The following is a 24237-nucleotide window of genomic DNA, read 5'->3' as shown; positions in this document are numbered from 1 at the left end:
TGTGGTGAGATGATTGATTCCGGGTGCGATAGGTTGAGTTACCGGTGTGGTTTTCCCTCTATGTGAGCCGAGGAATCCTCACCTGGAACAATTTGGGGAATGACAAGACCCTGAACCCTGACCCCTGAACCCCAAACCTCGAACCCCAACCAATGATTGAACTGTCCACACTTCGCAACTGGATGGTGACCCATCCACTAGCACTGGCTTTAGGGGCAGGCGTCGTGAGCGCCTGCCTTTTGGTTTTGAGTTTTCCTCCATTTGATGTGTGGTGGCTGGCGGTTATCGCAACTTTGCCCTTGATTGGGGCCGCCCAGATCACGCAAAAACCCGTGCCGTGCTTTTTTGCCGGATGGATTGCCGGAACGGGGGTGTACTACGGCGGATGCTGGTGGATTTCGCATTCGATGATTGTGTACGGCGGAATCCCTGTTCTGGCGGCTCACGGGTTGACACTCGTCATTGCTGCGATCCTTGGGTTTTTTACGGGATTGTTTGCCGGTGGTGTGGCCATCGCCAGTCGCTTTCGGCCCTGGTTGGGGCTCGTGGCAGCACCCTGGATGTGGGTTGCCGGCGAGTATCTGCGCATTCACCTGGCTGATATGGGATGGATTTCGCTTGGGTACACGCTCGCGTTACAACCCACCTTGATTCAATTGGCACGCTTTACCGGGATTTATGGACTGAGTTTTGGGCTGGTGGCCTGTGCCGCGCTTGGCTGGTGGGCATTACAGGGGCGACGTCAGGCTGTGATCGCAACTATCTGCGCGGTGGGCACGATTGGCCTGATATGGGTTGATGGTCAAAACACAATCGAGGCAACACATCGTCTCCGGCAGACACGCGAACCGGTTGACATTGTGGCGGTCCAGCCGATGGTGCCGGTTTTATTCAACTCTGATGCTGAGTTTACCCAGGCGTTTCAACGCCAGATAGATCTTTCCCGCCAGGGAATGAAGCAGGTGGCATCTCCGACCCGGTTGATTGTGTGGCCGGAATCCCAGTCCAGTTTTCTCTTAAATGATTCTGAATCCTTTGAACTGAAAGCCATTCAGCATCTGGCTGCCGAGCAACAGGCAGGTGTGTTGTTTAACAGTGTTCGAAGCGCCGCTGGTGGAAAGTTTACCAACATTGCGGCGGTGGTTGATCCAACCGGTGCCGTGACGAGCGAATATACCAAGGTCCATTTGCTGCCTTTTGGCGAATACATGCCGCTCCGCAGCCTGTTTGAGCAGGTTGGGTTTACCCCGCTGGCTCTGGATGCCATTCCGGCCAGTCACCCTGTTCCAACCCAATTCAGAGGGAAAATCTTTGGCACCACAATCTGTTTCGAAGCGGTCTTTCCTGATCTCGACACCTCCTTTCGCCGGCAAGGCGCCGGGGCGCTCATCAACATTGCCAATGATGGCTGGTTTGGAAAAACACACGGTACGGAGCAGCACTACCGTCATCTGGTGATCCGAGCCGTCGAAAATCAGCTTGATACCGTGCGCGTAACCAACACCGGAATCAGTGTTTTTATCCTGGCAACCGGCGAAGTGGCTGACCGGACAAAGCAGGAAGAAGCCACCGTAAAGGTCTGGCCAGTTCGCTACGGCTTTGAGTCCGAAAGACTCACATTTTATGCCGCACATGGAGACGTTTTAGCGGTGTTGGCCTGTCTGGTTTCAGCCGGTATCCTGTTGGCTTCAATGTATTTCGGCTGGAAATTAACCCCCTCCCCCCAAACCACCCCGAGAAGCGATACTTGACACGTCTGCTATAATGCCTGGACTTTCGCACATATCCTATTCGACCACTCAAGCTGTAAGCATAAAACTTCTCAATACACATGATGGAACACCCGATTTCTGGATGTTTTGTGATGATGTGTGCCGATGAACCCAATCTGATTGGAAGCCAGCGGTAGAAGAAGCAGGCTTATGGTGATCACGATGCTATGCCGATATGGGATATTGGCTAAGGCAGACAAGGAGGTATTTCAATGGGACGATTTGAACCACGGGTAACAAACCAACTTCCCACCTCAAAGGTAACGCGAGTTATCTCCGCCGTGGTGATTTTGGCGCTGGCTGCACTTGGCTCTGGGTATGTGACCGCACTTGGTCAAAAGCAGGGCAAAAACAGCAAAAATCCGTCTCAAACCACCAACCGAAACACTGGCGCTTCTGCCAACCAAAACCGCAAGTCTTCAAATACCTTGAACACCAATTCACTGATTCCACAGCCGGCTGATTCCTACACCGCCACGGCCTATTGCTTAAAAGGGCGGACGGCGTCAGGAAAACCAACTGAACGTGGAATGATTGCCGCGGATGTTCGAGTCCTGCCACTTGGGTCTGTGGTGAAGATCCACGCCGGGAAATATTCCGGCATTTACCACGTCGCCGATACCGGCAGTAAAATCAAGGGGAATAAAATAGATGTGTTCGTGCCATCCAAAGCTGAGGCAGTAAAATTTGGACGGCAAAAAATTAAGGTCGAAGTCCTTCAGCATGGGCGATCAGTTCGAAAGCCTCAGACTGGATATACTGTCACCTCTCCAAAACGATAACATCTCGACATTTGGAATACCATTGAGGGTTCAGGGTTCAGGGTTGCGGGAAAATACAACTCTCTCAATTCCTTCCCTTTTTCTCATCCGAAGACCTGATTTCACAATGGTGCAACCAGGATAGTGCGCGAAAGTTCGTCTTACCTTCATTTTGTCCGGCTGTATTGAAAGTTGTTTTTGCTTGTGACCGATACCAAATTATGAGGGATGAATTATGAGGGATGAATGAGGAAACAACTCAGCGTTTCTGATTCAACTCGATACTTTGTTCATAATTCACAATTCATAATTCCTAATTATTTATGACGGCCTCATTTTGACTTCATTTGCAAGTCCTACCACTTTCAATCCCCACTCTTGCTCGTCCTGAGCTTCAATACAGCCGGATTCCTTTCCTCACCGTCACTTCTGAACCTGCCGCCAGAAACGCCGAACTCGGCGGTTGGGTCAAAACCTGACCGAACTCTGGCCCATACAGCGCCACCGCATCGCACACCAGATTCCATCCACGAACCGACCACACCTGCCAGGGCGGATGCTCAACCCGATATTCAACACAGCCGCCGTCAATCTGGGCGGCATATCCCCAATAGTGTTCGGTAATAAATTCAGCTTCGGACCCGGCTTGCAATGGACTCGGAGGCCCGCTGGCAATCGCTTTCATCGAATGCCACTCGCCTTGAAACCGCCAGCCATACTCAACCGTGCCGCCAGTGGTTGGGAAAATATCGCCTTCGCGGTCAAGCGTGTGTCGCATTGGGAGCGAAACATAGTTTTCGTTGTACACCCCGCGTGCCACCGCCGCGATGGCAAAACGGGGCACAATTTCCTTGATGAAGGCAACTCCACGCCGCCAGCCTTCAGGTCCCTTGTACCGCACATAGAAGCGTAAATTGACTTCTTCGAAATTGCGATGAAATGGGATGGGGATGCCCAGGACTTTGGTGTTCAAAAACATAAACCCAACCAGGCTGACGAAGGTGCGGCCATCCCAGAAGTCAATTTCCGTTCCTTTGGGAACATAGGGGGCCAGTACCGCCGGGTTGATTTCATAATTCAACATCAGCAGGTACCGCCATTCAGCCGTCAGAAATTTACCAGGAAGCGAATCAGACATAATGAAGAATTGAGAAGGAAAAATGAAGAATCGAGAAGGAAGAAACTCCGTTGCGGAAAGGTTGCTTGAGCTTGACAGTTTCCGCCCGGATGGGCGACGGAAAGTAGCCGGTGGTTTGCCGCTTTGGGCACACCACCGGATCTTCGGTCCAATTCTGTTCGCGCCCGGACGGGCGCTGGAAAATTGTGTCGGTCAGATATTCTCAATTCTGTAAACCCGTTGAGATTTTGATCCAGCGCCCTACCGGGCGCGAACGTGCCTGGGCTTGTATTCCGGTGGGTGCGCCTCAAAGCAGGCTGCCCACCGGCTACTTTCCACCGCCCATCCGGGCGAAAACCGACCTTTCCACAATGGAGAAGGAAGAAAGAAGCGTGTGATTCGCTCAAATTTTGAATGACGGTTGAGAAATGACAGTGGTTGATCCCCGAAGGGGATGCCTGATCTCCCGTCCCCTTGTCACCCCGTCCCCTTGTCACTCAGTCCCCTTGTCGCCAACGGGGCCGTCAATGGCTTCGTCAAAGATACTCACCCGATTCCGGCCATCTTTTTTCGAGCGATACAGGGCCCGGTCCGCAATGGCAATCAAGCTTTCTGGTGAGATTCCTTCTTTCGGGATGGCGGTGGCCACGCCTAAACTAATGGTCACGATTTGGGACGGGGCGCGATGATGCTCCAGACTGAGGCTCTCGACCTTGGCTCTGAGTTCATCGGCCAGAATGGCGGCGCCTTCAGCCTCGGTACCGGGCAAAACGACGGCAAACTCTTCGCCGCCATACCGGGCGGCCAGGTCACCAGCCCGTTTTAAGGTATTGCTGAGGACTTGCGCCACCTGTTTCAGGCATTCGTCACCACCCTGGTGACCATAAAAATCATTAAAAGCTTTGAAGAAATCAATATCAATCATCACCAATGACAGCGGGGCATTGGTTCGGGTTGCGCGCCGCCACTCCTGGTCAAGGGCTTCGTCGAAATGGCGACGATTGGCAATTCCGGTCAGTGCATCCAGGTAAGACAGGGCTTTGAGCATCCGGTTGGCCCGTTCAAGCTGCATATAGGATTGCTGGAGTTCCAGGTTCTTGCGCTCCATTTCCTTTTGCAGCCGCGAGATTTTGAGCTGGTTTTCAATTCGGACCAGAACTTCGCCAAATTGAAAAGGTTTGGTGACATAGTCAACCCCGCCAATTTCAAACGCCCGCACTTTATCAATCACTTCATCCAGCGCGCTGATAAAAATCACCGGGATATCGCGAGTTAATTCATCAGCTTTGATCTGGCGGCACACTTCATAACCATCCATTTCCGGCATGGTGATGTCGAGCATCACCAGATCCGGCAGGCAAGATCGGATTGCTGTCAGGGCCCGACGTCCATTGATTGCCGCCCGGACTCGATAGTTATGCTCGCGCAGCAACCCGGATAACAAATCGAGGTTAATCGGGTTGTCGTCAACGATCAAAATTTCACCATTGCTCTTGTTGGCGTTGTCATTCATGAGTTCAGGGTTCGAGGTTCAGGGTTCAGGGTTCAGGGTTCAGGGTTTCGGCGATGAATTGACTGATCCCACTCAAGATGAAGACTGGGGAACTGGCGGGTACCATTCAACGTGGAGTATCTGGCCCCGAAACCCCGAAACCCCGAAACCCTGAACCCTGGCGGTATGATATTTCCATCCGACTCCCTTAGTGGGAAGGTGCCGGCTGATGTCGTTTTTCGAATTCTTTGAGTGCGGCTTCGCTGCCAGTCAGGTTTCCACTCATCCGACGGGCGGCAGCAAGGTAGAGATAGGCATCAGCCAATTTTGAATCCAATTGGATTGCCTTTTCAAGGGATTTCCCTGCTTCCTGGGGTTGTTGATTGGCTAAAGCGGCACGCCCAAGCCAGTAATGATATTCAGCACGGGTTGGTTCCCGATTTACCAGTTTGGCAAAGATATCATACGCGGCTTTTGGTTTGGATTCAGTCATCGCTTTTTGACCAGCTTCAAACAGTGCCTGATTGGAGGGATTTATGGACAAGTCTTTCCCTGGAGCATCAGTTGGGGGGAGTTGTTGAGCGGGCATCAATGCCTGAGATTGCTGGCCAGCCCAAAAGGCCAGCCCAACCAGCACAATCATTCCGATGCCAAGGCCGATCATTCGCCGTTTCAACGCCGCTTTCTGGGCCGCCAGATGTTCCTCAAACGGATGTGATTTGCCAGCTCCCCGTTCTGGGGGAAAGCTGCGGGGAGGAGTGCTGTGCTCACGGCTACGGCGCAACTCGGCTGAAAAACTATGTTCCCCGGAATGAACCAGAACTGGATCCAGGGACGGAATTGAATCCAGGCTGACCGGCGTCGGAGACTGAGCGTCACCTGAATCTCCCGGCGGGTTGAGCGCGACGACCAGTGCGGTCAGGTTATCATCCGCGCCACGGGCATAACACATCCGGTGAAATTCGTCGCACAGCACCTGCGGGTCCGCGATCCGTTTCATGAGCTCTTCAATCTCGGCGTTGGAGATGTGGCGGGTAATGCCATCGCTACACAGCAGGAAGCGGGTGCCGACTTCAACCGTGAAGCTTCGGGTTTCAAGTTCAATTTCAGGCTGGATTCCCAGCGCCCGCATAATGACGTTTTTCCCGCGCGCATGGACGGCTTCTTCCGGCGTCAATGACCCGCGCCGAACAGCTTCCTGGACTTCAGTGTGATCTTCGGTTTCCTGAGTGAGTTTTCCTTGAAAGAAGCGATAAATTCGACTGTCACCAGCATGACCGATGTAAGCCGTCGTGCCTTCCAAATAGAGCGCCACAATTGTGGTTGCCATTCCGGCCAGATGCACATCACGGGCCGCCATTTCAAAAATGTCGCGATTGGCGTAATACACCGCCCGTTCCAGCCGGATCAAGGGCGGATTATTGTCAGGCGTATAAAACGCATCCTGCAGGGTCTCGATTGCCGTCTGACTGGCAATCTCACCGCCCTGGCTGCCCCCAACTCCATCACAGACCGCAAATACCCGGTGATCCAGGTTTGCCCAGGCACGATCCTGGTTGGCACTGCGGCGTAACCCACGGTCGCAAATGCAGGCATATTGGAGGGTATAGGGGACGGCTGGTGACGGCGAAGGTGTGGGCATAGGCAGTCGTGAATGAGTGAAGTCGTGAATGAGTGAAGTCGCGAAGTCGCGAAGTCGCGAAGTCGTGGCTCCCAGCTGCAGTCTGTCAACTCCTTAGGGACCCAGAAGAAAATAAAATCCCACTGAAATCGGGTTCAGGGTTCAGGGTTCAGGGTTTCTAATCCCCCCGGATTTTGTGGGGTGATTAGTCTTGTGTTGAAAACAAAGGACTTAGCTAAACCACATTTTTGTGGGTGACAGGTAAAACAGCTCAAAACAGGCCATTTTTAGGGCTTTTGGATTCATTTTTGAGCTTACCCCACAAAATCCGGGGGGATTAGCAGGGTTTCGGCGATGAAGCGACTGATCCCACACAAGATGAAGACTGGGGAACTGGCGGGTACCATTCAACGTGGACTATTTGGCCCTGAACCCCGAACCCTGGTGGTATGATGTTTCCATCCGACTCCCTTAACTCTATGGTTTTGACTATTTTGCTATTTCACTCTTCATGGGCGGTGATGGTGATCTTATACCGATTTGCCAGATTGAGCATTTCATCTTTATCAAAAAGAAGTGTTTTTCCAGCCGTGACCGTGAGGGCCGTGGCACCCGCGCGCTTGAGGGTTTCAATCGTCGGCAGTCCAATGACTGGAACGTCAAAGCGCATATCCTGATTTGGTTTCGCCACCTTGATCACGGTCAATGGGCGACCGTTGGCAAGTTCACCAGCGCGTAAGATCGTGGCATCCGTGCCTTCCATGGCTTCAATCGCCACCACCGCGCAATTGCTCACCACAATCGTTTGACCAAGATCAAGGCGGGCAATCTCGCGGGCCACCTGCAGCCCATAGGCGAGATCTGCCTTCTCTTTTTGATTTGGTAAGCGGCGAGTCAGCGTTCCAGGTGGCGGCAGCAGGTGTTTCACAAAATAGGTGGAGTCAATCAGGCGGATGCCTTCAGCCTCCAGTTCGCCCGCCACGGCCCCAAGGAGTGAGTCCGTGTTTTTCATCGTGAGCCGGGCCAGCATCATCAGCATTCGCAAATCCGGCAAACTGGAACTGAAGATTTGCTTGTGTTTGACCTGACCAGCCATCAACGCATGCGTGACCCCTTCACGTTTAAAAAATCGAATCAATTTGCCAAGTTGCCCAATTCCCAGCCATTCAATGCGCTGTGTGTGGTTGGTGATGTCCGGAAAAGTCTCTTCTTTAATCGCGGCCACCACTATCTCCACACCTTGCACACGTGCGCCCTCCAGGACCAAAAACGGAAACTGGCCATTGCCGGCGATGAGCCCAAAAGTTGTATTGGAAGGAAGTGAGGAAGACTCAGCCATGACATCACTCTATAGGGTGCTTTTTCAGAGAAATCAAGCAAATAGCGAATTAGATAGGAAAGTGAAATAGCGAAGTGGCGAAATAGCGAAATAGTCAAAATCACAGAGTTTTAGGAGTAGACAGACTAGAACCAGGAATCAAGGCTGAACTACTTCACTACTTCACTACTCACTACCTCCGTTGCGGAAAGGTCGGTTTTCGCCCGGATGGGCGCCGGAAAGTAGCCGGTGGGAAGCCTGCTTTGAGGCGCACCCACCGGAATATGGGCACAGCATGGTTTGCGCCCGGATGGGCGCTGGACCAAAGTTTCAAGCGGGTCAGTGAATGCTGCGATGCCAGACCGAACCAATCTTCCAGCGCCCATCCGGGCGCGAGACGGGGCTGGGCAGTGAACCGGTGGTAGCGCCCAAAGCTGCGCGACCACCGGCTACTCTCCATCGCCCTCCGGGCGGGGGTTGTCAAGCTCAAGTGACCTTTCCGCAACGGAGTACTCACTACTTCGCTCCTTCCTCTTCCTTCAGGTTGCTTGCGCCGGCATTTCCGGATAGCCTTACAGGCCACCCCAATTTCCGAAAAGTGCAGTCTTTACCCATGAATTGGATCGAAGCAGTACGCATTGCCTGGAATGCGATTCAGTCGAATAAGCTCCGTTCGTTTTTAACACTTCTGGGCATTATCATCGGCGTGGCCGTGGTCACGCTGGTGGCAACCGTGATCGAAGGCGCCAATGTGTATGTTTCGCAGAGTATTTCCTCCCTTGGGGCCGGGGCCTTGCGCATTGAGAAGGCCAGCTTTCAGGGGTTTGGCAACTTTGACAGGTTCTTGAAAGCTTTTAACCGCAATCCGGATCTGAAACTTGATGATTTGCGGGCGCTCAGTGAACAGCTAACGGATGTCCTGGCTGTCGGTGCCCAGGATGGAACCAGCGCGCCAGTCCGCTATGGCAATACTGAATTGACCGGGGTTGGTATTCAGGGAGTCACCCACAACTTTGAACTGCTTTCAAAAATTGATGTGGAAACCGGACGGTATTTTTTACCTTTCGACGATGAAAACCGGCGGCCAGTCTGCTTTCTTGGACAGGATATCGTCAAAGGATTGTTTCCGACCGGAAATCCGCTTGGGCGCGAAATTCGGGTTGGGAATTCGCTGTATACCGTGATTGGCGTCGCACGTCCCCTGGGTGTTTTTCTCGGTCAATCACAGGATAATTTCATTCAGATTCCACTTTCCTCCTACCTCAAACAATTTGGATCACGCCGATCACTCATCCTTTATGTTAAACCTGAAGCGAAGGCCGATCCTTTAAAAGTCGAAGACCAGATGCGGGTTGTCATGCGCACCCGTCATCATCTGGGGCTGTCGGAAGAAGATGACTTTAGTATCGTCAACGACGAAGCGACCCAGGCTTTTCTCAATAGCATTACTGGTGCCGTGGCGGCGGTTGCCTTGCCGATTACCAGTATTTCACTGGTGGTCGGTGGCATTGTGATTATGAACATCATGCTGGTATCGGTCACCGAACGAACCCGCGAAATCGGGATTCGCAAAAGTATGGGTGCCCGGCGACGTGATATCCTGGCTCAGTTTTTAGCTGAGTCAATTTTACTCTCTGGATTTGGTGGAATGAGTGGTGTGGTGCTGGCCTTTTTTCTGGTCGAAGTGCTCTCGCTTTATCTTGGAATTCCAGTTCACATGCCGGTGTGGGCCGTTCTGACAGCACTTATTGTGTCAATTGCGGTGGGGTTGTTTTTTGGAATTTTCCCAGCCAATCGAGCTGCGAAACTTGATCCCATTCAGGCTCTCAGATCCGAATAAACCCGCCACCTGCTCACGCAGGTGGTACTGACTTTCTATGCACGCATTTCTGGAAAACCTGCTCCTGGCCATTTCGACGATCTTCTCAAACAAATTACGGTCGCTCCTGACCGTGTTGGGGGTTGTCGTGGGGACGGCAACCGTGATTGCCGTGTCTTCGGTTTTGACTGGGCTCCGCGTGCGGACTCAGGAATTGGCGGATCAAACTGGCCCCAATGTAATTTATGTCAGCAAAAACACCAACATCGGCCCGCGATTCAGCCGACCAACTCCCGAAGAACGCAGACGCAAACCATTGACATTAGAGGATGCCGTGGCTGTCAATGAGCTTCCTTCGGTAAAGGCTGCCAGCCCGCAACTGGTCATTGGAAGTTTTGGCCCCAGTGCCACGCAGCTCGGTGTGAAATATCGCGGGCAGGAAGCCATCCGCCCAATCATTTTTGGGGTTTGGGCCAATTATCCTACTGTGCGTCGGACCGATTTGCGGAGCGGGCGGTTTTTTACGCCACAGGAAGTCGAGCACAAATTGAATGTGGTTGTGATTGGTCCAGCCATTGCCGATACACTGTTTGGAACTGAGTCACCATTGGAAAAAGAAATTGAGGTCGAGGGGCAGGTGTATCGAGTGATTGGTGTGGTTGAGAAAGGCCCAACGGGCATTTTTGGTGATACAGCGGAGGACCGCCAGCTTTTGATTCCTTATGACAGTCTGGCCAAACGGTACGCTGATGTTTTAAGAGATCGTGGAATTACCGTTATTGCCTGTGCCCAGGATGGCAAACTGGAAAAGATGAGGGATGAAATTACCGAGTTGATGCGCCGCCGTCGTGCCGTCCGGTATGATCAACCTGACAATTTTGGTCTCAACACACCTGACGCCATTTTTTCAACCTTCGATAACATCACCACCATTCTCGGACTGATCGTGGTGCCGATTTCCGGGGCGGGACTTCTGGTCGGAGGCGTCGGCGTGATGAACATCATGCTGGTTTCAGTGACTGAACGCACGCGTGAAATCGGAGTCCGTCGGGCTATTGGAGCTCGCAAACTGGATATTTTATCCCAGTTTTTGATCGAAGCTGTTTCACTCACAGTGACTGGCGGCGGGATTGGAATTCTCCTTGGCTTTGCCGTCAGCCTTGGGCTGAATATCTTTATGCCCACCGTACCGTCAGTGGTTCCACTCTGGGCAGTGGTGATTGGGTTTGGCATTTCGGTTGCGGTGGGAATTTTATTTGGGCTTTGGCCAGCGATGCGCGCTGCACGCCTTGACCCATCTGAAGCACTTCGGTATGAGTAATATCAATCAGGGCTGAAGACATCGAGCTGAAGACATTCTTTTCAGGTGTAGATTTTTTAATGAACTCCGGCTGGGACGAGGCAATGAACCTGTTTTGAGCATCCCGAAGGGCTGCCGTTCGGATAGCCGGTTGGTTGCGAGGTTTTGGGAGCTACCACCGGGAAAAAAGGTCGTTTCCCTATCCCTCCCCGCGCGTGAGCCGCGCCCTGCAGGGCGCGGCTCACGCGCGGAAAAAGAAGGGTCACCGGATCCGGTGGTAGGCCCAAAGCGGCCAACCGACCGGCTATCCGACCTGCAACTCTTCGAGGTGCAAGCCAAAAACCCACACGTGAAAGGATGTCTTCAGCCCCAAGCCCCAAGCCCGAAGTTTTCAGCCCGAAGTCTTCAGCCCCAGATTGGAATCCAACCCTGAAAGCCAAAATTTATATGTCTTCTTCAGAAAATACCGACCAACGCACTCATTTTCAGAAATTAACTGATGAACTCCGCACCCTCGAAGCCAGACTTCGACTGGGTGGAGGTCCCAAAAAAATCGAACAACAACACAACCAGGGCAAATTGACTGCCCGCGAACGGGTAACCAAACTGCTTGACCCGAATACCTACTTTCAGGAAATCGGGTTGTTAATGGCTTATGACCAGTATGACGGGCAAGCACCAGGCGTCGGCGTCATTACCGGCATTGGCTGGTGTTGTGGCCGCGAAGTCGTTGTGGTTGCCAATGATGCCACGGTCAAAGCCGGCGCCTGGTGGCCGGAAACCATTACCAAGATGCTCCGGGCGCAGGAAATTGCCATGCGCTCACGGGTCCCGATTATCTATCTCGTTGATTCGGCTGGGGTCAACCTGCCATATCAGGGTGGCGTCTTTCCTGGCCAGTATGGAGCGGCACGCATTTTCCATTACAACTCAATTATGCGTCGCCACTTGAAAGTGCCTCAACTGGCTGCCGTGATGGGACAGTGCGTCGCGGGTGGTGCCTATCTGCCAGCCCTTTCAGATGTGATTGTGATGGTTGAAGGCACGAGCTTTATGGGACTTGGCGGCCCAAATCTGGTCAAGGGCGCGACCGGACAAGTCGTGGATGCTGAAACGCTTGGCGGCGCCCGCATGCACAATGAAATTTCGGGTGTGGCTCATTATCGCGAACCCAACGATGAAGCCTGCCTTGAACGCCTTCGCAAACTGGTTCTGGAATTGCCGCCCCGGCCCGTTTCAGATGTAACGCTGGTTGAATCACGGTCACCAAAACGCGCTGAAACCGATCTCTATCAAATCATTCCAAATGACCACAAGCTGCCTTATGACATTCGCGAAGTGCTTGATTGTCTGGTGGATGCCGATAGTTTTGAGGAATTTCAGGCGGATTTTGCCAAAGAGGTGATATGTGCCCACGTTCGATTGCGAGGGCTCCCGGTTGGGTTAATCACCAACCAGCGTGGATTGATCAAAGGCGCCAAAGGTAAACCGCCCCGGTTTGGAGGGATTATCTATCGCGAAAGCGCCGAAAAAATCGCTTATTTCATTGAAACCTGCAATCGCCATCGAACGCCGCTGCTTTTTGTCCAGGATGTGTCAGGGTTTATGGTCGGGACGGATGCCGAGCAATCTGGAATTATTCGGGCTGGCGCGCATTTTGTTGAAGCTATGGCCACGGCAACTGTTCCACGGCTGGTGCTGACGGTCAACCATGCTTCCGGGGCCGGGTACTACGCAATGGCGGGCCAGGGGTTTGATCCCGATTTTATTTTCTCGTGGCCAACTGGTCGGATGGGTGTCATGGAAGGAGATTCTGCTGTGATGGCGCTCTTTTCAGCGCAACTCGACAAGATCAAGAAAGAAGGGAAAGAACCCGACGAAGCATTGAAAGCTGAAATGGAAAAAGTGCGGGCAACCTATGAAGAGCAGTTGGATGCCAAATTTGCCGCCGCACGCGGGTTTGCCGACGCCGTCATCACGCCTGAAGATACCCGCTCAGCTTTGGAACTTGCCTTGCGGACCACGCTCAACAACCCTGGCTCACACCTGGGGCCGTTTGTCCTGCCGGACGTACGATGACCGCTGTCAGTACCACCTGCGTCAGCGGGTGGGTAGCATTGGAACCCGCCCGTTGACGCAGGTGGTACTGACTTTAGTTAATTCCGGCTGGTTTCTTCACGCAGAATGTAGACTCGTGCATCTTCCACGAGGGACACACCCATTTCCGAACCATAGGCAATTCCAAGGCCGCCACCGCTGTCATTGGCCACCAGGCTAATGATTTCTTCCTGCAACCGGCGCATTGAGCCAGGATAGCCACGCTCCAGAATGGCAAAGAAAACCGGCCCCCGCGCTTTGGTGTACATCACGCCAGCCAGCGCGCTCACATTGGAAAGTGTTCCGGTTTTGGCCACGACGCTGCCAACGAGGTCTGATCGTCTGAAGCGATCCGCCAGCGTTCCATTATCAACCCCGCCAATGGGCATCAGGTCAGTCATTGCAATTCGATTGCGTTCACACCAGTTGTGGGCATAGCGCATCAACTTGACCGTGCCGCGTGGGGTGATCGCGTTGTTGCCCAGACCTGAGGTGGATTCCAACCGGATTTCCCCAGGGAACAGTTTGACCCGCCGAATCATAAAATCCTGAACTCCCGATGGACCACCCACCAGTCGTCCGAGCAGGTGAGCCATGTCATTGTTGCTGTAGGCATTCATGACCTTGATGATTTTCAGAATTGGCGCCGAATGGTATTCAAGCAATCGTTTGCGTGGCTGACTGACATCATCGGCGAGCACTTTGCCCGAAACGAAGGTCACGCCGCGAAACTCAGTTGAATCAATTTTCATCTTCGCGGCGATTTTTGCTTGCAAATAGTATTTCCAGGCATTTTCACTGGTCCGGGTCCAACGGGCTTTATCCATCGTGGTGAGGATTTCATTGCCGGCGGACACACCGCTTTTCTTCAAATTGAGCACCAGGCCGCTGCTGACCAGAAGATTGCCTTCAATGGTTGAGATTCCGGCTTCATTCAATTTTTCAACAATATAGAACAGACTGTCATAGTTGAGTGTCGGGTCATAATTGCTTTCAATCACCAGATCCCCGACCAGGGTTTGGCGTTCCCGGTCAATGCTGCCGGTATAGCTCAAGCGGGTGGTATACCGATAGTTTGGGCTATAGCGTTCGAGCACGGCCAGGGTGGTCATGACTTTGGTGACCGATGCCGGGTTGTAGGCCGCGTCAGGATTGGTTTCAAGCACCGACTTTCCGTCCAGGGTCTCAAAGTATAAACCGTGAGCCAGGTCTGTACGGGAATATTCACTGATTCGACTGCTGACCAGATCCAGCAGGCTCGGAGGTGTCAGAACAACACCCTGGACATTTTCACCAGAGGCGAGTGGTTGCGGGGTCGTCGTGTTTGGGTACCCCTGTTGTTGCGCCCATACAGTGTTTGAAAACAAACACACGCTAAATCCCACTGCTAAAAAGACGCGCCCTGGATTGATCAATCGGGTTTTTTTCAACATAAGGTCCCTCAGCTTTCAAGGAAGAATTTGAGTGGTTAGTAGTTAGTGGTTAGTGGTTAGTACTACAGCGAGGATTTGGTGTTGAATCTTGGTTTTGAGCCCAAGAGCTGGACTCAAAACCGCTCTTTTTTCAACCCTTCATTCGCATCCTAACCACCAACCACTAACCACTAGCTACTAACAAGTCAGTCCACACGCCTGGCGAACCTGTTTCATGGTTGCTTCGGCGGCAACTGCGGCGCGCTCGGCACCATCGCGCAATACCTGGTTCACAAAATCGAGGTTTTGTTCCAGTTCCTTGCGTCTGGCGCGGGCCGGTGCAAAATAGGCGTCGAGTTTTTCGAGAAGCGTTTTTTTGGCTGTCCCGTAGCCATACCCACCAGCGCGGAACTTTTCAGCCATGTCGGCTGCTTCTTCAGGGGTGGCGACCAGCGAGTACAGTTGATAAATGGAATTCGTTTCTGGATCTTTCGGGGCTTCGATGGGAGTGGAATCGGTAACGATGCCCATCACTGATTTCTTGAGCGCGGATCCTTCGGCGAAAATTTCAATCGTGTTGTTGTAGGACTTGCTCATCTTCTGGCCGTCGGTGCCGGGAACAATTTTGGTGGCTTCGTTGACCAGACATTCCGGCATGGCCAGGACCTCGCCATAAATTGAGTTGAAGTATCCGGCCATGTCACGGGTCATTTCAACATGCTGTGCCTGATCCGCGCCGACTGGAACGTGAGTTGGGTGGTAGATCAGGATATCCGCCGCCATCAGAACCGGGTAGTAAAACAACCCGACTTTGGCTGGAATGCCACGGGCGACTTTGTCTTTATAGGCATGGGCACGTTCAAGTAAGCCCATTCCGGTCACTGTGGACAGAATCCAGGCCAGTTCCGTCACTTGCGGCACATCTGACTGACGGAAGAAAACAGCTTTTTGGGGATCCATGCCGAGCGCCAGATAGCTCAGCGCCACATCCTGGATGTAATTGCGTAAAGTGGCCGCATCATTTACCGTGGTCAGGGCATGAAAATCAGCGATGAAGTAATAGGCTTCACCCTGGTCCTGATATTTGATGTGTTGTTGAATTGCTCCAAAATAATTGCCAATGTGCAGTTTTCCGGAAGGTTGAACCCCGGAAAGCAGCCGCAGGCGCTGTGGTTGTTCGGTTGTCATAAATTGTATTTTGAGTGTAACCGGGAATAGGTGTGTGGGAACCGAATTGACAGTTGCCCTGCAGAGAGATACGTGACTTTACACTGTTCTTCCCCAGGGAAACAATGGCAAGCTGATGGAAAAACGGATGAAATGTGCTGTCATCATTTTGGTGAACCCCATCCATAATCCAGCAAAAGCCTTGACTTTGCAGATACTTGCACTGGGCCCTACCTTGACAGTCTCACCGTATCGGTGCTAGCGTTAGGCCGCTTTTCAACCCGCTCATCTCTCTATACCTGGGTCGCAATCAGCCAAAGTTTTCATTCATTTACCGTGGAGGTCTCGGATGGGACGGAAAATCCTGCTCGCCGACGACAGTATCACCATCCAGAAGGTCGTCAATTTGACCTTTTCTGACGAAGGGATCGATGTCGTAACCGTAGGGAATGGGGAATTAGCCATTCATAAGCTTGAAGATGTGCGCCCCGATTTGGTATTAGCCGACATTTTTATGCCCGGTCGGAACGGGTACGAAGTTTGCGGGTACATTAAGGACCACCCGGAATTCAATCGGATTCCGGTTTTGTTGCTGGTGGGCGCCTTCGAGCCATTTGATAAAAATGAAGCCGCGCGCGTTCGAGCCGATGGTCATTTGACCAAACCGTTTGAATCACGTGCGCTGGTGGCAACCGTCAAAAAATTGCTTGACCAGATCGAACCGCCAAAGGCTGTTTTTACGCCACCTCCACCGCCACCACCGCCGCCAGTGGTCAACCCCTATGCGCCAGTGGAAGCACCGAAACCGATTTATCCTGCCCCGCCGGCTGTTGTGCCGCCGGCTGTTTTTGCGCCACCACCTGTTCCTGTGGCGCCACCCCCAATCACGGTGCCCCCAGCCCCCATTGTGGATTCAGGCTTTCAACTTGGGCAGGAACCGCCGATTGCCACCAAACCTTTTGGAACTTCGTCACCTTCTGCGCTCCAACAGGAACCAATTGGGTTTTCGTTTGATGCCGGGACACCGGCTGCCCCACCACCAGTGGTGACAACCCCGTTTGGAATGGAGCCGCTTGCCCCACTGGGACCAGTCGAACGGGGTCATATTGATGATGGGAAGCATCCGGATTTGGAACCATTAACCCCAACCCCGGCGCCGGCGCCACCTGCCCGGAGTGAAGCTGTGCTGCCCGTGCTTGATGTTCCCACGTTGGCTCAGCCTCCTCGGGTGGCGTACCCGGAACCCAGTGCCAGCCAGTTTGAAACGGTCAAAGCCCCGCCGACTGTCCCGTCGCCCTCCTCTCTCCACGCCGATGATGTAGTTTCCTACCAATCGGTGGATATGCAGTCTCCGCTGGAGTTGGATTACCTTGATACGGCGGTCAGTTATGAGTCGGTGCGTGATCCGTTGCTGGATACTTTCGCCGATGTGGCAGCGTCAACGGCTACGGTTCAGGGAGTTTTTGACCCAAGTGTCGTCGAAACAACTGCCTTGCCAGGTACGGAAGCGGCGGTTGTTTCTTCCATCCCAAAGCCGATGGCCGAAGCCCAACCCGTGGTCATTCCCTCAGGACTCGAAGCCCCGGTTGCATTTTCGCCGCTCTCAACCGAACCAATCTGGGCGGCCCCCGAAACAACTCCACCAACCCAACCCGAACTTCCGCCAACGCTGGAAATTGCTTCGATTCCTTCGTTTGATCAAACCCCGATTGAAGAGCCAGTCGAAGAGATTTCACCGGTTGAATATGAGCCAGTGGCCGAGGCGCCTTCAACTCTGGTTTTTTCTTCTCCGCCAATTGCGGAAGCGTCACCGATTGTTGAGCCTGAACCGCTGGCTGAGGTTTTAGAAGCGGCACCCACCCTGGCTCCAGAAGCTGAAGTACTGGAGTTACCACCAGTTGAGACGCCTGAACCGCCAGTGGTGGAAGCGGCTCCAACGTTTGAAACCCCAGTGGAAGTGGCAGAACCGCCAGTTGCTGAAGCAGTTCCTCTATTTGAAGCGCCAGTGCCTGAGCCTTCTCCTCTGTTTGAAGCGCCAGTGGCCGAAACGGCCCCAGTGTTTGAGCCCGTTGAAGTGGCGGCACCTGAAGCGCCGGTTGAAATGGCGAGTGAACCACTCCCTGAACCAGTTCCTGCGCCGCTACCGCCGTCAATGCCCGTTTTTGAGTTGCCAGGCGATGACACTGAGCCAGTTGACACCGAATTTATGCCGCCAGAACTGGCCGCTGTGGTGTCAGGACGTAAGTCTGAACCTGTGGTTGAAGCCCCAGCCCCGGTTGTGATTGAAGAACAGACACCAACTCCGATTGGCGCCGCGGCCCCAGCCGTGTTTGAACTCCCGCCAGAACCAACCGAAGAATTGCCGATTGTATTTGAGCCGCCACCGGCTGCCAGAACCGAGCCACTGGCTGAAATTCAGCCGCTCGAAGAAGCTGCTGCCGCGGAACCAACCCCAACGGCAGTACTTGAACCAGCCACTGTGCCGGAATTTGCCCTGGCTCCAGAACCGGTTGAAGCTGAAGAAACAGCCCAACCGTCATTTGTGGTGACAGAGCCGATTACCGAGGTTTCTGAACCGGTTGTCGAAGCCTTCAGGGTTGAGCCACCAGTTGAACCTGAGCCAGTCGTTGAAGCCGCCGCCACGGAGTCAGTGGTTGAAGCGGTGGAAGTTGCCGAACCGACCGAGGTTTCAGCTCAGGTGTATGAAGCGGTCACCGAACCTTCCTTTGAGTTGCCTCCACCCGTCGTTGAACAGGCGGAACCTGTTTTCGAATTGCCGCCTCCGCCAGTTGAGACGGCTGAACTGGTGGCTGAAACTGAAGCTGTTCCGCATACAATTGAAGAACCTGCCGTGACCCTGGAATCACTGCCGGTGAGCGAACCTGTCGAAGAGACGGTGGTCGAAGCTCTGGTTGAGCCAGAACCCATTGCCCCTGAAGAATTTGCCGCACCCGTGGCTGAAGAAGCCGCTGTTACGTTAAGTGAAACCTCAGTTGTGGAAGAAGTCCCGGTTGAGGCCATTTCAGTGGCCGAACCAGAACCGGTCGCGGAAGCTGACTCGGGCTTAACCGCAGGTGTTGTGGCCGCAGTCGGTGCCACGATGCTTGCCGCACCACTTGTAACCGAAGCATTTTCTGGCGGCGAAGCTGCTGAAGCTGTGACTGAAGCTCAACCGGTGGAAGAAGCTCCAACACCAGCCGTGGAAGAAGCTCCAGTCGAAGAAGTCGTCATGGCCGAAACGGCGGCGCCAGCCGTTGCAGAAGCCCCGGTTGCCCCGGTGATTGTGGCGGCTGAAGTGACCGACATCAGCCAGATTTCGCCGTCCGTGATTGATCAACTGGTGCAACGTGCTGTCGCAGCGGTACCAGCAGCCCCAGTGGTGACGACTGAAGTCACGGATATCAGTCAGATTTCCCCAGTGGTGATTTATCAACTTACGCAGCGTATAGCCCCAGCCGCTACACCGGCCCCCGTTGCCCCGGTGGTCACTGAAGTCACTGATATCAGTCAGATTTCCCCATCTGTGATCGAGTACATTGTGCAGCGTGCCGCCCCCGCTCCCGTTGCCCCGGTGGTCACTGAAGTCACGGATATCAGCCAGATTTCGCAAACTGTCATTGATCAACTGATCCAGCGTATGGCCGCAGCCGCGCCACCAGTTGCCGCCGCGCCGGTCGTAACGGCTGAAGTAACGGACATTGCCCAGATTCCACAAGCTGTCGTCGGACAGATTGTAGAACGCGTTATCGTAGAACTCTCTGATCGAGTGGTCCGCGAAATTGCGTGGGAAGTTGTCCCAGACCTGGCCGAATTGCTCATTAAGCAACATCTTGAAAGCGGTGCTCTGAAAAGTTCATCCCGGTAAGGTTGCCAAACAGTGACGTAATTTGTTGTAAGGAAAAGCAGCGGATCAACCATGTACCAGTTGATCCGCTTTGCTTTTTTTGAGCGGCGACTGGGCAAGCACCAACCCTCAACTCCAAAAATTTTCAAATTTATGACCGAACAAGCACAACCAAAAGCACAACCAACCGAACAGGAAATTCCAAAAGTGTATAACCCGGCCCAGATTGAACAAAACTGGTACCCAGTCTGGGAAAACAAAGGGTATTTTCAACCTCAGGGCGACGGTGAACCCTATTGCATCGTCATTCCCCCACCAAACGTCACCGGTTATCTGCACATGGGTCACGCCTTGCAGCATTCGTTGATGGATACCCTGACCCGCTGGCGACGAATGCAGGGACTCAAAACCTTGTGGTTGCCCGGTACCGACCACGCCGGAATTGCCACCCAAATGGTCGTTGAACGCCAACTCAATGAACAGGGAATTCGTCGCCTGGACCTTGGTCGCGAAGCCTTTGAGCAAAAAGTGTGGGAATGGCGCGAACATTCCGGCGGCACAATCCAGAAGCAAATGCGCCTCGAAGGGGTCAGCGTTGACTGGTCACGCGAACGCTTCACGCTTGATGATGGCCTGAGCGAAGCCGTGCGCGAAGTGTTTGTCCGCCTCTATGACGCAGGGCTGATTTTCCGCGGTGCCTATATGGTCAACTGGTCGCCGGTGCTCAACACTGCGGTGTCTGACCTCGAAGTGGAAATGAAAGAGGTCAAGGGCAAGCTCTATCACATCAAGTACCCGATCAAAGACAGCGATGAATATGTGGTTGTCGCCACGACTCGACCAGAAACCATGCTTGGTGACACGGCGGTGGCCATTCACCCCGATGACGAACGCTATCAAAAGTACCACGGCAAACACGTGGTGTTGCCGCTCGTCGGTCGTGACATTCCATTTATCACTGATCATCTGGTTGAAATGGACTTTGGAACGGGTGTGGTCAAAGTCACCCCGGCTCATGACCCGAACGACTTTGAAATGGGCAAGCGGCACAATCTGGAATTCATCTCCGTGATCGGTAAAGACGCCAAAATGACGGCTGAAGCCGGGGAAGCCTTTGTTGGACTGGATCGCTACAAAGCCCGCGCCAAAGTGATTGAACTCCTGACCGAGCAGGGCTTGCTGGAAAAAATCGAGGACTATACCCACAAGGTTGGTCACTGCCAGCGGTCACAGGTCGCGATTGAACCACTCATTTCCGACCAGTGGTTTCTGGATGTGAAGGACATGGCTCAGAAAGCCATCCAGGCAGTCAAAGACGGACGCACCCAGTTTGTGCCCAACAACTGGGAAAAAGTGTTTTTTGACTGGCTCGAAAACATTCGCCCGTGGTGCATTTCGCGTCAACTCTGGTGGGGACACCGGATTCCAGCCTGGTATACTCCGGAAGGAAAGCTGGTGGTGGCACGTTCGGAAGCCGAAGCCCGCGAACGGTTGGGTGATCCGACGGTTGCATTACGGCAGGAAACGGATGTGCTTGATACCTGGTTTTCATCGGCACTCTGGCCGTTCTCGACACTTGGCTGGCCAAACCAGACCGAAGACCTGAAAACCTATTATCCCACCACTATTTTGGTCACTGGCTTTGACATCATCTTTTTCTGGGTGGCTCGCATGATGATGTTTGGACTCTACTTTATAGATGACGTGCCATTCCGAACGGTCTATATCACGGGCCTTGTGCGTGACGGAATGGGGCAGAAAATGTCCAAGACCAAAGGAAATGTGGTGGACCCGCTTGAAGTGTTTGTTCGCTATGGAACAGATGCCGCACGGTTTACCCTGGTTTCCGCCGTGACAAGCGGCAATGATATTAAGCTCCAGGAAAAGAAGAAAAAGGACGAACCCAGTGATTTTCCGCAAATGGAAGCCGCTCGGAACTTTGCCAACAAAATCTGGAATGCCAGCCGCTTCGTCTTGATGAACCTTGAAACTGGAACCGAAGTTGAAACCGATAGCGGTGACTCAACGGTCCCGCATTCGCTTCCAGATCGCTGGATTCTTTCGGAACTCAATCAAACCGCAATTGATGTCAATGCAGCCCTGGAAAACAATCGGTTCCACGATGCGGCGCAATCGCTTTATCATTTCTTCTGGGATGATTTCTGTGACTGGTACATCGAACTCTCAAAACAACTGGTCACCGCAACCCAGGTCACACCGGAAGTGAAAGCCGCCCGGCAACAGATTGTGACCGTGCTTGAGCAATCGCTCAGGTTGTTGCACCCGATTATGCCCTTCATTACCGAAGAGTTATGGCAGCGGTTGAAAATCTGGCGTGATGCCAATGGTGAGACTGATCTGCCGGAGAGCATTTGTATCGCTCCGTTCCCAGCCGGGGACCGGTCGCTCATTGACGAAGAAGCCCATCAGGATATGGAGGTGCTCACCGGAATTATCACCCGTGTGCGCAATATTCGTTCGGAGATGAATATTTCTCCGTCGGTGTTCTTTACCTTAAATGTGGCCACACCAAACGAACATCTGGCGGATATGGTCCGGGAATATGAATGGGCGATCAAACGGCTGGCCAGGGTTGAAAGCCTGAATGTATCGCCGGAATTACCTGCGACTGGTTTGGCCGCTAAAGCTGTCTTGGCCGAAGTCGAACTTTCGATTCCGCTGGAAGGCGTGATTGATCTTGAGAAGGAAAAGACCCGGCTCACCAACGAAGTGATCCGACTCCAGAAGCAGTTAACTGGATTACTGGCGGCACTGAGCGCGCCAGACTTTGCCTCAAAAGCACCAGAACATATCGTGGCTGAGAAAAATGCTCAACGCGAGGAACTTGAAACCAAACTGGCCAAACTGAATGAAGTTCTGGCCATGATGAACTAAAGGAATGAAGAATGATTAAAGTGGTTAGTGATGCCAGTGAAGAGTTGAAGCCGTTTTGGTTCTCAGCCCACGAAGTGGGCGCCGGCTCGTAGCCCAGGGCGAGTCTTCGAGCCCTGGGAATTCGGGTCATTCCCCGCCTTTTCCCCGCCCGGTCAGCCGCCGCCGTAGGCGGCTGACCGGGCGGGGTGAGGAGGCAACGTTTTCCCAGGGTTGCACCCTGGGCTACGAGCCTTCCACCCGCTTCGCGGGTTCAAATCCGATCATTTTTTCAATTCTTAACTGGCATTAGTGGTTAGTGATTAGAAATCAATACCTTCCAAGAACTAAGGGACTGTAAAAAATCAACTTCCCGTTTTCTTTTGGGAATCAGGCATTTGGATTGAGCATCCCGGAGGGCTGCCGTTCGGATAGCCGGTGGTTGCGAGGTTTTGGGAGCTACCACCGGGAACGGGTTCGTTCTCTCCAGTGCTCCTCGCTTCGCCCGCGCCCCGCAGGGGCGCGGGCGAAGCGAGGAACAACAGGGGTGGCCTTTGGATCCGGTGGTAGGCCCAAAGCGGCCAACCGACCGGCTATCCGAACGGCAACGCTTCGCGGTGCAAGACCAAAACCTGGACGAGGCAGAACGCGCCCCAGGAACTTATTTTTTAACGCTCCCTAGCCACTAACCACTAGCCACTAACCACTTTTTTTCATTCTCAATTCTCCATTCTGCCTTTCAAAATTATGCGACTTGATTACAACCTTATTCAGCACTTAGTAGCCTCATTTCTTGAAGAAGACCTGGGGCGGGGCGATGTCACCACCAGCACTGTTGTTCCCGCCGAAGCCGATGCCCGAGGCCGATTTTTGGCGAAACAGTCACTTGTCCTGGCGGGACTCGAAGTCGCCGAATGCGTTTTCCAATGGCTCGATCCCGAACTTCAGCTTGAAGCCTTTTATTTTGATGGGGATACCATTCCAGCCGGAACCGAAGTGGCCCGGATTGCCGGCCCCGCTCATATTCTGCTGGCTGGCGAACGAGTGGCGTTAAACCTGCTCCAGCGGATGTCAGGGATTGCCACACTGACCCGAACCTATGTCAAAGCCGTCGAGGGCACCTCGGCCAGCATCTGTGATACCCGCAAAACGGCGCCAGGTCTTCGAGTCTTTGACAAATATGCGGTTCGAATCGGCGGCGGTCGTAATCATCGCTTTGGTCTGGACGATGGTGTGTTGATCAAAGATAATCATATTGCTCTCGCCGGTGGAGTGACCACGGCCATCAATCGAGCCCGTCAAACTGCCTCTCACCTGCTCAAAATCGAGATCGAAGCCGCCAACCTGAACCAGGTCCGTGAAGCTGTCGAAGCGGCAGCGGATGTCATTTTGCTGGACAATATGACTCCGGAGCAGATTCGGGAAGCAGTTGACTACATTCGCGCCAATGAACCCGCCGGGCGCAAAACACTGGTCGAGGCATCGGGTTCAATCACGTTAGAGACGGTCCGATCTTATGCCGAGGCCGGCGCCGATTTGATTTCAGTGGGAGCTTTAACCCATTCTGTTCCCGCGGCTGACATTAGCCTGAAAATGACACTTTCCTAATAGTAGTGAGTAGTGAGTAGCGAGTAGCGAGTAGTAAA

General features: G+C 53.3%; 15 protein-coding genes. 9 read left to right on the top strand and 6 right to left on the bottom strand.

Features of this window, described 5'->3' with window-relative positions; translation table 11 throughout:
* Positions 1-152: 152 nt before the first annotated feature.
* Positions 153-1751 carry an apolipoprotein N-acyltransferase gene (gene lnt, locus HY774_03800; protein ID MBI4747583.1) on the top strand — a complete coding sequence of 533 codons (1599 nt, stop codon included), beginning with the start codon at positions 153-155 and terminating at the stop codon, positions 1749-1751.
* 233 nt (positions 1752-1984) lie between these two features.
* The gene (locus tag HY774_03795) at positions 1985-2554 is read left to right on the top strand and encodes a 3D domain-containing protein (protein MBI4747582.1); all 570 of its coding nucleotides are present in this window, start codon (positions 1985-1987) and stop codon (positions 2552-2554) included.
* Positions 2555-2927: 373 nt separating this feature from the next.
* On the opposite strand, the gene HY774_03790 is transcribed toward HY774_03795, so the two are convergent.
* Positions 2928-3671 carry a DUF2071 domain-containing protein gene (locus HY774_03790; GenBank protein ID MBI4747581.1) on the bottom strand — a complete coding sequence of 248 codons (744 nt, stop codon included), beginning with the start codon at positions 3669-3671 and terminating at the stop codon, positions 2928-2930.
* A gap of 22 nt (positions 3672-3693) precedes the next feature.
* Between HY774_03790 and HY774_03785 the strand changes: the two genes are divergently transcribed.
* Positions 3694-3885, top strand: coding sequence for a hypothetical protein (locus HY774_03785; protein MBI4747580.1), 192 nt, complete (start codon positions 3694-3696; stop codon positions 3883-3885).
* A 258-nt stretch (positions 3886-4143) separates the two neighbouring features.
* Here HY774_03785 and HY774_03780 read toward each other — a convergent pair whose 3' ends face one another.
* The 3 genes from HY774_03780 to lpxI form a co-directional block, all read right to left on the bottom strand.
* Positions 4144-5163: a PleD family two-component system response regulator gene (locus HY774_03780; protein MBI4747579.1), complete on the bottom strand. Its 1020-nt coding sequence runs from the start codon at positions 5161-5163 to the stop codon at positions 4144-4146.
* Between the two features lie 187 nt (positions 5164-5350).
* Positions 5351-6784: a protein phosphatase 2C domain-containing protein gene (locus HY774_03775; protein ID MBI4747578.1), complete on the bottom strand. Its 1434-nt coding sequence runs from the start codon at positions 6782-6784 to the stop codon at positions 5351-5353.
* Positions 6785-7265: 481 nt separating this feature from the next.
* Positions 7266-8102, bottom strand: coding sequence for a UDP-2,3-diacylglucosamine diphosphatase LpxI (gene lpxI / locus HY774_03770; protein MBI4747577.1), 837 nt, complete (start codon positions 8100-8102; stop codon positions 7266-7268).
* A 592-nt stretch (positions 8103-8694) separates the two neighbouring features.
* Between lpxI and HY774_03765 the strand changes: the two genes are divergently transcribed.
* The 3 genes from HY774_03765 to HY774_03755 all read left to right on the top strand — a co-directional run bounded on the left by HY774_03765 (position 8695) and on the right by HY774_03755 (position 13279).
* The gene (locus tag HY774_03765; GenBank protein MBI4747576.1) at positions 8695-9921 is read left to right on the top strand and encodes an ABC transporter permease; all 1227 of its coding nucleotides are present in this window, start codon (positions 8695-8697) and stop codon (positions 9919-9921) included.
* A gap of 37 nt (positions 9922-9958) precedes the next feature.
* Entirely contained in the window at positions 9959-11221 is a 1263-nt protein-coding gene (locus HY774_03760; GenBank protein MBI4747575.1) for an ABC transporter permease, read from the top strand.
* 426 nt (positions 11222-11647) lie between these two features.
* On the top strand, positions 11648-13279 hold the full coding sequence (locus HY774_03755) for an acyl-CoA carboxylase subunit beta (protein ID MBI4747574.1): 1632 nt from the start codon (positions 11648-11650) through the stop codon (positions 13277-13279).
* A gap of 77 nt (positions 13280-13356) precedes the next feature.
* Here the strand turns inward: HY774_03755 and HY774_03750 are convergent, their stop codons facing one another.
* Positions 13357-14730 carry a D-alanyl-D-alanine carboxypeptidase gene (locus HY774_03750; GenBank protein MBI4747573.1) on the bottom strand — a complete coding sequence of 458 codons (1374 nt, stop codon included), beginning with the start codon at positions 14728-14730 and terminating at the stop codon, positions 13357-13359.
* Positions 14731-14907: 177 nt separating this feature from the next.
* The gene (gene trpS, locus HY774_03745; GenBank protein MBI4747572.1) at positions 14908-15897 is read right to left on the bottom strand and encodes a tryptophan--tRNA ligase; all 990 of its coding nucleotides are present in this window, start codon (positions 15895-15897) and stop codon (positions 14908-14910) included.
* Positions 15898-16225: 328 nt separating this feature from the next.
* Here trpS and HY774_03740 point away from each other — a divergent pair, with 328 nt between their 5' ends.
* The 3 genes from HY774_03740 to nadC all read left to right on the top strand — a co-directional run bounded on the left by HY774_03740 (position 16226) and on the right by nadC (position 24199).
* Positions 16226-19741 (top strand): response regulator, encoded by a 3516-nt coding sequence (locus tag HY774_03740; protein ID MBI4747571.1) that lies wholly within the window; start codon positions 16226-16228, stop codon positions 19739-19741.
* Positions 19742-19873: 132 nt separating this feature from the next.
* A complete protein-coding gene (locus HY774_03735) occupies positions 19874-22615 on the top strand; it encodes a valine--tRNA ligase (GenBank protein ID MBI4747570.1) in 2742 nt (913 codons plus the stop codon).
* 723 nt (positions 22616-23338) lie between these two features.
* On the top strand, positions 23339-24199 hold the full coding sequence (gene nadC / locus HY774_03730; protein ID MBI4747569.1) for a carboxylating nicotinate-nucleotide diphosphorylase: 861 nt from the start codon (positions 23339-23341) through the stop codon (positions 24197-24199).
* Positions 24200-24237 lie beyond the last annotated feature (38 nt).

The organism is Acidobacteriota bacterium (genome assembly GCA_016208495.1).
In the GTDB taxonomy this organism is placed as follows: domain Bacteria; phylum Acidobacteriota; class Blastocatellia; order Chloracidobacteriales; family Chloracidobacteriaceae; genus JACQXX01.
Note: the sequence above shows the minus strand (reverse complement) of the source record. Positions and strands in the feature narration are given on the sequence as shown.